Source organism: Janthinobacterium sp. UMAB-56, assembly GCF_900095265.1.
Taxonomy (GTDB): Bacteria; Pseudomonadota; Gammaproteobacteria; order Burkholderiales; family Burkholderiaceae_D; genus Janthinobacterium.
On the sequence record NZ_LT607655.1, the window covers coordinates 76,404 to 87,207 of the forward strand.

The following is a 10,804-nucleotide window of genomic DNA, read 5'->3' on the forward strand; positions in this document are numbered from 1 at the left end:
TTCTTTTAACGCTTGCTTTTGCTTGTTTTTGATACAGTTTTTGCTGCACGTGGTGCCGCCGCAGCGGGTGCCGCGGCTGGTTTCTTGCTGCGCTTCGGCGCAGCGGCCTTCGGGGCTGCCGCCTTCGGGGCTTCCTTCACGGCTGCCCTGGCGGCAGGCTTGGCTTGCGCCTTGGCGCCATTGGAGCGGCCGCCTGAACCATTGCCAGCCTTGCCACTGGCCTTGATCTCATGGCGCTGCTCGGTCGCGGGACCGGGCTTGACCATGGATTTCTTGTCGCCCTTGCGCTTGCCGCCGCCGTTTGGTTTGGCCGGCGCTTCTTCGCCCGCCAGTTCCGCATCGGTGACCAGGCGCAGGTCGATCTTGCGCGTTTCCAGGTCGACACGCGCCACTTGCACCGTCAAACGGTCGGTCAGCTGGTAGCGCTTGCCCGTGCGTTCGCCGCGCAGTTCGTGGCGCGCATCGTCATACTGGAAGTAGTCGGTACCCAGCTCGGTGACGTGCACCAGGCCTTCGACAAACAGGGTGTCGAGCTGCACGAACACGCCGAAAGTGGTCACGCCGGTGATGGTGCCGGTAAATTCCTCGCCCAATTTATCTTGCATGAAGTAACACTTCAGCCACGCTTCCACGTCGCGCGACGCTTCGTCGGCGCGGCGTTCGTTGGCCGAGCAGTGCACGCCCAGCGCGTCCCAGATGGTCAGGTCCGTCTTTTTCGGCTTGCCGTCGGCCTTGTCCTTGGCTTGCTGCTTGCGCGTGGCGTTCGACACGTTGGTGTTCAACACGACTTTATCGGACAGCTTCGGCTCGTATTTCTTGCCTTGCAAAATAGCCTTGATGGCGCGATGCGTCAGCAAGTCGGGATAGCGGCGGATCGGGCTGGTGAAGTGGGCGTAGGCCTCGTAGGCCAGGCCGAAGTGGCCGATATTGTCCGGGCTGTAGACGGCTTGCTGCATCGAGCGCAGCAGCATCGTTTGCAGCAGGGCTGCGTCGGGACGCAGCTTGATCTGCTGCATCAGGGTCTGGTAATCCGACGCCGATGGCGTGTCGCCGCCCGTCAGGTTCAGGCCCACTTGCTTGAGGAAGGTGCGCACTTGCGTGAGCTTTTCCTTGGTCGGGCTGGCATGGATGCGGTAAGTACCCGGATGCTTGTTGCGCAGCAACAAGTCGGCCGCGCAAACGTTGGCCGCCAGCATGCACTCTTCGATAATCTTGTGCGCTTCATTGCGCGTGCGGGGAATGATCTTTTCGATCTTGCCAGCCGTATTGCAGACGATATACGTTTCCGTCGTCTCGAAATCGATGGCGCCCCGCTCCGTGCGTGCTTTCAGCAAGGCGCGGTAGACGGCTTCCAGATTCTGCAGGTGCGGCAAGATGTCCGCGCGGCGCGCCGCTTCGGGTCCCTTGGTATTGCCCAATACGGCAGCGACTTCGTCATACGTAAGGCGCGCGGCCGAATGGATCACGGCAGGGTAGAACTGGTAAGCCTTGAGTTCACCCTTGTCGCTGACGACGGCGTCGCAGACGAGGGTCAGACGGTCGACGGCCGGGTTCAGCGAGCACAGGCCATTCGACAGCTTTTCCGGCAGCATCGGGATCACGCGGCGCGGGAAGTACACGGACGTGCTGCGTTCGAGCGCGTCGACATCGAGCGCGTCGTTCGGCTTTACGTAATGGCTGACGTCGGCAATCGCGACGATAAGGCGGAAGCAGTTGGCGCGGCCGATCTTGACAGGTTCGCAATACACGGCATCGTCAAAATCGCGTGCGTCTTCACCATCGATGGTGACGAGCGGCACGTCGCGCAGGTCGACACGGTCTTTCAGGTCGGCCTCGCGCACCTCGAACGGCAGTTTTTCAGCTTGCTTGAGGGCAGCGGCGGAGAAGATGTGCGGCACGTTGAATTTGCGCACGGCAATTTCAATTTCCATGCCGGGATCATCGAGCGCACCGAGCACTTCGACGATCTTGCCGACCGGCTGCTTGAAGCGCATCGGTTGCTCGGTCAGCTCGACGCTGACGATCTGGCCAGCCTTCGCCTTGCCCACCGAACCGGTCACCAGGATATCCTGGCCGATGCGCTGGTCTTCGGGCGCCACCACCCAGGTACCGTTTTCCTGGATCAGGCGGCCGATGACGTGGGTATTGGCGCGGTAGGTGACTTCCACGATCGTGCCTTCCGGGCGGCCGCGGCGGTCCGTGCCGACGATGCGGGCCATGACCTTGTCGCCATGCAGTACTTTCTGCATTTCTTTCTCAGGCAGGAACAGGTCGGCGCTGGCGTCGTCGGGAATGACAAAGCCGAAGCCATCGCGGTGGCTGGTGACGCGACCGGCGACAAGCGCGCTCTGGTCTGCCAGGCTGAACACACCGCTGGCGTCAGACTTCAGCTGGCCGTCGCGCTCCATCGCCTTCAGGCGACGGACCAGGACATCCATGGAATCGGCATGCACTTGCAGCGTTTTCCCGAGAGACTGCGGGTCGAGAGGCGCGTTGACGCTGCGGAATATGCCGAGAATGTCCTCCCGGCTGGGGATGGTGTGGGTATTTTGGCTCAAAAGTATTTCTATAGTTGTTATTGACAGTGATCAAACGGAAGACAAAGACCGATGACATCACCGTCAATATTGACACGGTGATGTCCGGTAGTGTACCGGAGGACGCCTTGGTTTGCCTAACGGAGAGCGTAGCGGAAACCGAACAAGTGCCCAGCCGGTGAGAAAAAGGAGAAAAGCTGCGCAATGCCTTTGACTTCGGCAAATATTGCTCTATAATCTCTGTCTCTTGCAGCGGCAAACCTTCACGGGAATGCTGTTACAGGAAAGCGGTACAGGGTTGATGTGCAGTATGGAGCGAAAGCTCATCTGGCGCAAAACTCTTCAAGTCGCTATAATAGCAGAATTGTTGTGAAGTTATTTTTCAACAAGTAGTAGAGCAGCATCAGTGCCCACGTGGCGGAATTGGTAGACGCGCATGGTTCAGGTCCATGTGCCTTCGGGTGTAGGGGTTCGAGTCCCTTCGTGGGCACCACCAGCAACAAGTTGTTGATTGTTGTGATCCGCAGTAAAGTAGCAAGGCAGTATCGCAGTTAGCAGCACAATGCCCACGTGGCGGAATTGGTAGACGCGCATGGTTCAGGTCCATGTGCCTTCGGGTGTAGGGGTTCGAGTCCCTTCGTGGGCACCATTACCTCATTCGCAAAAAAGCCGCAAACTTTCACAAGTTTGCGGCTTTTTTCATTCCAGAATGCCGCGCGCCGCTCGGCTTCCCTCGCCGGCGGCGCCCTGCCCTTATTTGGCCAGCGCCTCCTTCACGGCGTCAAACAGGCGCGTCGTCGGACGACCAATCAGCGCACTCAATTGCCGGCCATTGTCTTCCAGGCCGCCCTTGGCCGCGCCCGCATCGGAATCTGCCAGCAGACCGGCAAAGCCTTCCGGCACGCCGACGCTCACCAGCGCCGCCTGGAAGTTCGCCTGCGGCAAATCCTGATACACAATCGCCTTGCCGGACTGGCGCGCCACTTCGGCTGCGTACTCGGTCAGGCTAAAGCCTTGGTCGCCGGCCAGCTCATAGATGGCTTGCGGCTGCCCGGCTGTCAGGACAGCGGCGGCGGCCGCTGCGTAATCGGCGCGCGCAGCCGACGAGAAGCGCCCGTCTTGCGCCGCGCCCAGCACGACGCCATGCTCAAGCACGGGCGCCAGGTGTTCCGTATGGTTTTCCAGATACCAGCCGTTGCGCAGGAAAGTGTACGGCAGGCCGGACGCGCGGATGGCAGCTTCCGTGGTCACGTGCTCGGCGGCCAGGCCCAGCGGCGACGTGTCGGCGCGCAAGACACTGGTATACGCCAGCAGGGACACGCCGGCCCGCTTGGCAGCATCGATGACATTCTGGTGCTGCTGCGCGCGCTGCCCCACTTCGCTCGATGAAATCAGCAGAATCTTCGTTGCGCCCTTGAACGCCGCGTCGAGGCTGGCGCCATCGTTGTAATCGGCCTGGCGCACGTGCACGCCCAATGCAGCCAGTTCGGCCGCCTTGGCCGGATTGCGCACGGCGGCGATGATGCTGGCTGCGGGTACGGATGTGAGCAGGCTGGCGATGACGTGCTGGCCCAGATTGCCTGTGGCGCCGGTGATGACGATCATGATTTCTCCTTGGAGGGTGAGGTGTAAAACCCTATAATAGGACTATTACTTACTTATTGTAAGTACGTACCTTTTGGTAAGTATGAATTAACACTAGAACAATGAAGGCCAACTATCATGTCCACAGACACTCCCGGCGCCAGCCTGCGCGCCGCCCTCGACCGGCAAAACCAGGGGGCACACCTGCTGGCGGCCGCCTGCCCGTCGCGCGCCGTGCTCAGCCACCTGACCAGCCGCTGGGCCGTGCTGGTGCTGGTGCTGCTGCTGAGCGGCAAGCGGCGTTTCAGCGAACTGCGCCGCGAAGTGGGCGGCGTCAGCGAAAAAATGCTGGCGCAAACCCTGGAAGCGCTGGCGGGCGACGGCTTCGTGCTGCGCCAGGCCTACCTGGTGATACCGCCCAAGGTGGAATACAGCCTCACGCCACTGGGACGCGAGGCGGCCGAACGCCTGGCCGTGCTGGTAGACTGGATCGAGGATAATTACCCGCGTATCGAACACGCGCGTGCCGAGCTGGCGACGGTGCAGGAGGCGAAAAACGCCGCCTGAATGCGTGCTGCGACCTTTGCTTTTGGTCATCAAGAATTATCGTTTACTCCTACTTGCCTTGATGTAATACTAGGCCCATGAAACGCGTAAGGGCGCGACACCATGAACCAGTTGATTTCTTCCATCAGCGACCGGGCCAATGTGCTGCTGGTCAGCAATTCGCCGAACGATGTGCGCGAACTGCTGTATGTGCTGGACCGGCATAATCTGGGCACGGGACTGGCGGGCGATATCGACAAAGGCGTGGAACTGGCGGCCGGCGGCACGGACCTGATCCTGCTCGACGCGGCCCTGGCAGGCACGAATATCGGCGCCACCTGCATGCGTCTGCGCAATGCGGGCGGACGCCACGGCGTGCCCCTGCTGCTGATGTCGGCCACCCCCAGCGCCGAGGAACAGGGCCGCAGCGTGGGCGCTGGCGCTTCCGATTACATCAAGATGCCCTTCAACGCGCGCGATGTGGCGGAAAAAATCCTCATGGAACTGGCGCTGCACAAGGCCGAGGCACCCGCGCCGCGTGCCGCCACGCCACCGCGCCCCCTGCATCCGCAAACGCTGGAAGTCAATTACCATTCCATCCTCGCCGGTTCGCCCGATGCCGTGCTGCTGTTCGATATCGACAACCGCCTGCTGATCGACGCCAACCACCTGGCCGAAGAATTGTTCGGCCTGCCGCTGGCCGAACTGCTGCAAGGCGGCATGGAACCGCTGTTTCCCGAGCATCAGGGCGATGGGCGCGCCTCGCCGCCACTGCTGGAAGAAAAGATCCGCGATACCTTGCAAGGCAAGATCGTCGTCTTTGGCGCCAGCTGTTGCCACCGCGACAGCCACCCGATCGCCTGCGAAATCAGGCTGATGCGCCTGTCCGTGCCGGGCCGCCAGCTCGTGCATGCGCGCATCATCGATTTGACCGAACGCAATCTCGCCGAAGCGATGCGCGCGGGCCAGAGCGCCCTGCTGGAAATGGTCGCCAAGGGCGCTCCCCTGACCCCCACCCTGAACCAGTTGCTGCTGCTGATCGAAGGCCAGTCGCGCGGCGTGGTCTGCTCCATCATGCTGCTCGACGACGACGGCATCCGCATGCACAGCGCGGCCGGCCCCAGCCTGCCGCCCGAGTACATGGCCCTGCTCGAAGGCGTGGCCATCGGTCCCGGCGTGGGGTCTTGCGGCACCGCCATGTTCCTGCGCGAACCGGTGGTGGTCGCCGACATCATGCACGACCCGCTATGGGCGCCCTACCGCGAGCTGGCGGCGCCGTTCGGCTTGCGCGCCTGCTGGTCGCGCCCCATCTTCGGCCAGGATGGCGCCGTGCTCGGCTCCTTCGCCATGTACTACCGCGAGGTGCGCAAGCCCGATGCGCGCGACCTGGAACTGATCGACACGGCCACCGACCTGGCCGGCATCGCCATCGGCCGCATGCGTCACGAACGCGAGTTGCAGCGCCACCGCGCCCACCTGGAAGATCTGGTGGCCGAACGCACGGCGGCCCTGACGCTGGCCAACGCGCACTCGGAACAGACGAACCGCGAATTGGCCGCCGCGCTGGAAAACCTGTCCATCACGCAGGAAGAACTGGTGCGCCGCGACAAGCTGGCCGCGCTCGGCGCGCTGGTGGCCGGCATCGCGCATGAACTCAATACGCCGATCGGCAACGGCCTGGTAGTGGCCACCACCATGGCCGAACGCACGCGCGAAATCCAGGCCAGCCTCCTCGCTGGCCTGCGCCGCTCGGAACTGGAGGCCTACCTGACCCAGGCCGGCGAGGCGGACGCCATCATGCTGCGCAACCTGCAGCGCGCCGCCGACCTGGTCTCGAGCTTCAAGCAGATCGCCGTCGACCGCGCCAGCTCGCAGCGCCGCCACTTCCTGCTGCGCCAGTTCATCGCCGAACTGATGCTGCCCCTGTCCACGCCGCTCAAGGCCGCCGGCCTGAGCCTGACACAGGACGTGCCGGACGACCTTGCCATGGACAGCTATCCAGGTCCGCTGGGCCAGGTGCTGAGCAACCTGCTGGAAAACTGCCTGCGCCATGCCTTCGAGGGCTGCAACGGCGGCAATATCGCCATCAGGGCGCGCGGCAGCGACGATGGGAAGACGGTCACCATATCCATCGCGGACACGGGCGTGGGCATCGCCGACGACGACCTCTTGCATGTCTACGACCCCTTCTTCACGACCAAGCTCGGCTCCGGTGGCTCGGGCCTGGGCCTGCACGTGGCGCACAACATCGTCACGGGCGTGCTGGGCGGCCATATCGACGCCACCAGCAGCACCGGTGCCGCCAGCGGCACCACTTTCACCCTGCAGCTGCCCGCCACGGCGCCGCAATCGCCCGCCCCCTGACGCGCAGGCGCGCTACAATGCCAGCAGGCTTTTCTTTTGGAGCACTTATGAAATACCTGATCGCCACGGCCCTGCTGCTTGCTTGCGCTTGCGCAACGGCCGGACCTGCCCCCTGGTACCAATGGCGCAGCAAGATCGACGGCACCCTGGCGTGCGCCCAATCCACCCTGGGATTTGGCTGGGAACTGGCCTCGGGGCCTTATAAAGATAGCCGTTGCGAAAAACCGGCGCTTGTTAAATAATGAGGCCATGACCACACGGGGCACCGGCTTGAGATCAAGCGATGGCAATGCGGCGTCGAAAGAGTATGGAACGATAAGAACGTATCTATTCAAACCGAGGAGACCACATGTTTACGAATCCCGAACAATTCGCATCGGCCACCAAGGCCCTGTTTGAATTCCAGCTGATGACCTTCAACAGTCTCACCTCCAAGGCCGTGCAGGGCGTGGAACAGGTGCTGGCCCTGAACATGGCCACCGCCAAGTCCGGCATCGAGGATGGCCTTGCCGCCGGCAAGGAAATCAGCCAGGCCAAGGATCCGAAAGCCGCCATGGCAGCCGCTGCCGCCCAGCTGCAACCGGGCGTGGCTGGCGCAAAAGCGTATAAACAGCAACTCGACGACATCATCAAGGAAATCCACACGGAATTCACCACGGCCGCGCAAGCCCACGTGGCCGAAGCGAAAAGCAATTTGAGCGCCCTGATCTATGACGTCACGAAAAACGTGCCGCCAGGCTCGGAAAACGCCGTGGCGATCGTCAAGGCCGCCATCGACAATGCCTTCCTCGGCTACGAGCAAGTCACCAAGGCCACGCAACAGGCCGTCAAGACCGTAGAAGAGCAGATTGCCAAGGCCAGCGCGCAAGTGGCACAGGCCACGGAAAAGGCCACGGCCGGCGCACAAGCTGCGGCTGAAAAGGCGGCGCCTGCGGCCAAGCCGAAGGCGACCAAGAAGTAAGTTCGCAACTATCGGGACCTGATTCCTCAGGTTCCGATAGGCATGATCCGGTACGCGCAGCGCCTTCCCCCTTCCAGCAGATATTCGCTGCGTTCCACCGTGCAATCGTTCCCCAATACCCGCTGAAAGATGGCCAGCTCCGCGCGGCAGAAATTCTGGCATGCCGTGGCCGCCGCGCAAATCGGGCAATGGTTTTCCACCAGCAGCACACTGCCATCGTCCTGCGGCTCCGCATGGGCCATGTAACCCTCGCCATCGCGTGCCCGCGCCAGGCTATCGACTCTTTGCGCCAGCGCAAGTTGCGGATCGACCAGCTTGGCATAGGCGGCTTCGCTGCTGCGCTCGCGCGCACCGATCAATTTATCCAGGCCCTCGTCGCCGAAAAGCGTTTTCACCTGCGTAATCAATTCCAAGGTCAGGTCGGCATGGCGGTCGGGAAAGCGCGCATGGCCCTCCCGCGTCAGCGCCCAGCGCCGCGATGGGCGCCCTACCTTGTCGGCCACATCCTCGAACGCCACCAGGCCACGCTCCAGCGCCGCTTCCAGCTGGCGCCGCGCGCCCATGGACGTCATATCGAGCAAGGCCGCCAGTTGCTGCGCCGTCTGCGGCCCGCGCATCTTCAGCAGGAACAGGGTCTGCCCGGACATGCCCCCGCTCATGCCCGCGCCTTGGCGTCTACGGCGCCGTCCAGCTGCCGGCGCCAGGCGGCCATGCGCCAGGCGGCCCAGGCGGCGGACACGGCGCCGGCGACAAGGATCAGGCGCGTGTCGATCAGGGTCAGCACGGAGCCGCTCAAGGCCACGACGATGTTGGCGATGCAAAAGGTGGTGGCCAGTAAACCCATCACGGCGCCCTGACCGTGCGCGCTGAAGCGTTCGGCACACCAGCCCTGTATCACCGTGTTGTACAAGGCATTAGGAATGCCGAACAGCACGATGGCGGCGATACCCACCCAGATATTGCCCAGCGCCAGCACGCCTACGGCCAGCGCCACGCCACAGGCATACCAGCTGGCGCGCAACAGCGGCGCATGGCGGCTGGGACCGCCCGCCAGCAAGGACGTGACCGTCATCGTGCCGCACAGGCCCACATTCACCCAGGCAATCTCCTGCGCGTGGTAATTGGCCGTCTCGACCAGCCACAGCGGATAAAACTCGTAAAAGCTGGCCACGCCGCACGTCAGCGCCAGCTGCACGATAAACAAGGTGCGCAGCTCGGCATGGCGCAGCAGATTCAGGGAATGGCGGTCGCGCGCCACTTGCCACCACGACGTCGTCAGCAGGGACGGCGTTTCGCGCGGCAGGCCGGCGGCCACCAGCACGGCGACCAGCATCAGGGCGGCGGCGGCGATCCAGAACGGCACCGTCACGCCCCAATGCAGGGTCGCGCCCGCCAGGATCGGGCCCACCAGCCAGCCCAGGTAAAACGCGCCATTCAGCCACGACATGGCACGCAGGCGCAATGGTCCCGTCAGTTGGTCGGCCAGCATGGCGCGCGCCACGGCGCCGTTGCCTTCCAGCAAACCCGTGATGAAACGGGCGACGATGAACAGCGGGTAGGACTGGATCACCAGCGCCCAGGCCGTGATGGCGTGGCCGATGGCGGCGCCCACGGCCGTGCGCATCAACAAGGGGCGGCGGCCATAGCGGTCGGACAAAGGGCCCAGCAAGGCTGAGCCGATCAGCAAGCCCAGGGGATTGATGGTCAGCGCCAGGCCGAACAGTAATTTGGATGGCAAGCCCATAAAATTATTGAAGGCGTTCGGCGCCTCGGCGGCGAACAGAGGCGGCAGGATAGGATACGGCAGGGAAGCGCCGATGGTCGACAGCAGCGCCAGCAAACAGGCGGCGGAAATCAGGATGAGGTTTTTCATGCAGGCTCGATGTGTATTATCTGGCAAGATTACGGGAGTTGGCCATATAAGTAAACTAAAATGTTTACTAATTATGACCATCATCGCTGCCGTGCGCGCCATCGCCTCGGCTATCATTGCCCCATGAATCACGTTTAACAGGGCCAACATGACACTGTCAGAAATTGAACACCAATACGACTTCAGCTATCCTGCACTGTACCGCCAACTGGAGCGCGACGGCATGCTCGACGTGGGCGCATATGGCCCCGACTGGTACAAGCTGGTCTATCCCACCTTGAAAGACCGGCCCACCCTGCTGCTGCACGCGGACGATGTCGAATTGCTCGCTATCGAGGCCGTTGCCGACGCCGTGGCGAGCCTGCTGGACACGGACGACTACCGGAAAATCGATCCCGCGTTCCAGTTCATTCCGTTTGCGCAAACGGGTGCCGGCGACCACTACTGTTTTTTCGCATCAAGCCAGCACGATGGCGAGCTGCCCATCGTGCTGCTGTGGCATGACCAGAATGAAGCCCAATACCTGGCCAAAAACCTGCAAGACTTCCTGTTTCACATGTTGTTGAATAGCATGGCGGACCAGGATACGTACAACGAGGTCAGCGACGAGGAGTTCAGGGATCAACTGGCAAAAACCCTGGGCACGCACGCGCGCTATCTGACGGCGCGGCAAGCCGAGGTGCTGCAAGCCTTGCTGGCCAGGGACATCATCGATTACGAAGTGACATTGCCGAGGGGCAGAAAAGAAGCGCACCGGGGCTTGCTGACCGATATCGAGCTGGCCAGCCTGCGCGAGGAACTGATTCCTTACGATAAGTTCGACAGCAGTTTTGCCTACAGTACGGTTGCCTGAACATAATTCGCTGGGCAAGCGGCGAACTAAGGTTTAAACTGTATATAAACACAGTAAAACCCATCACCTAGCTAGCTGCCCTATTG

General features: G+C 62.3%; 9 protein-coding genes and 2 tRNA genes. 7 read left to right on the forward strand and 4 right to left on the reverse strand.

The features are described from left to right. Nucleotides 1-5 precede the first annotated feature (5 nt). Nucleotides 6-2,558 carry a ribonuclease R gene (gene rnr / locus K0F85_RS11240; protein WP_219116137.1) on the reverse strand — a complete coding sequence of 851 codons (2,553 nt, stop codon included), beginning with the start codon at nucleotides 2,556-2,558 and terminating at the stop codon, nucleotides 6-8. 387 nt (nucleotides 2,559-2,945) lie between these two features. On the opposite strand from rnr, the gene K0F85_RS11245 reads away from it, so the two are divergent. Continuing rightward, a tRNA-Leu gene (locus K0F85_RS11245) sits at nucleotides 2,946-3,030 on the forward strand. Nucleotides 3,031-3,101: 71 nt separating this feature from the next. Next, nucleotides 3,102-3,186, forward strand: a tRNA-Leu gene (locus K0F85_RS11250). Between the two features lie 104 nt (nucleotides 3,187-3,290). On the opposite strand, the gene K0F85_RS11255 is transcribed toward K0F85_RS11250, so the two are convergent. Next, nucleotides 3,291-4,142 carry an SDR family oxidoreductase gene (locus K0F85_RS11255; protein WP_219116138.1) on the reverse strand — a complete coding sequence of 284 codons (852 nt, stop codon included), beginning with the start codon at nucleotides 4,140-4,142 and terminating at the stop codon, nucleotides 3,291-3,293. A gap of 117 nt (nucleotides 4,143-4,259) precedes the next feature. Here K0F85_RS11255 and K0F85_RS11260 point away from each other — a divergent pair, with 117 nt between their 5' ends. The 4 genes from K0F85_RS11260 to phaP all read left to right on the forward strand — a co-directional run bounded on the left by K0F85_RS11260 (nucleotide 4,260) and on the right by phaP (nucleotide 7,992). Continuing rightward, nucleotides 4,260-4,688: a helix-turn-helix domain-containing protein gene (locus K0F85_RS11260; RefSeq protein WP_219116139.1), complete on the forward strand. Its 429-nt coding sequence runs from the start codon at nucleotides 4,260-4,262 to the stop codon at nucleotides 4,686-4,688. A gap of 102 nt (nucleotides 4,689-4,790) precedes the next feature. Beyond that, complete coding sequence (locus K0F85_RS11265) at nucleotides 4,791-7,031, forward strand: ATP-binding protein (protein ID WP_219116140.1); 2,241 nt, start codon at nucleotides 4,791-4,793, stop codon at nucleotides 7,029-7,031. Between the two features lie 47 nt (nucleotides 7,032-7,078). Beyond that, nucleotides 7,079-7,273: a hypothetical protein gene (locus K0F85_RS11270; RefSeq protein ID WP_219116141.1), complete on the forward strand. Its 195-nt coding sequence runs from the start codon at nucleotides 7,079-7,081 to the stop codon at nucleotides 7,271-7,273. 107 nt (nucleotides 7,274-7,380) lie between these two features. Further along, nucleotides 7,381-7,992 (forward strand): TIGR01841 family phasin, encoded by a 612-nt coding sequence (phaP, locus tag K0F85_RS11275; protein ID WP_219116142.1) that lies wholly within the window; start codon nucleotides 7,381-7,383, stop codon nucleotides 7,990-7,992. 26 nt (nucleotides 7,993-8,018) lie between these two features. Here phaP and K0F85_RS11280 read toward each other — a convergent pair whose 3' ends face one another. Further along, nucleotides 8,019-8,651: a metalloregulator ArsR/SmtB family transcription factor gene (locus K0F85_RS11280; RefSeq protein ID WP_219116143.1), complete on the reverse strand. Its 633-nt coding sequence runs from the start codon at nucleotides 8,649-8,651 to the stop codon at nucleotides 8,019-8,021. After that, on the reverse strand, nucleotides 8,648-9,865 hold the full coding sequence (locus tag K0F85_RS11285; RefSeq protein ID WP_219116144.1) for an MFS transporter: 1,218 nt from the start codon (nucleotides 9,863-9,865) through the stop codon (nucleotides 8,648-8,650). The genes K0F85_RS11280 and K0F85_RS11285 overlap by 4 nt, the downstream gene beginning before the upstream one ends. Nucleotides 9,866-10,013: 148 nt before the next feature. Between K0F85_RS11285 and K0F85_RS11290 the strand changes: the two genes are divergently transcribed. Continuing rightward, complete coding sequence (locus tag K0F85_RS11290; protein ID WP_219116145.1) at nucleotides 10,014-10,718, forward strand: SMI1/KNR4 family protein; 705 nt, start codon at nucleotides 10,014-10,016, stop codon at nucleotides 10,716-10,718. The last annotated feature ends 86 nt before the right edge of the window (nucleotides 10,719-10,804 follow it).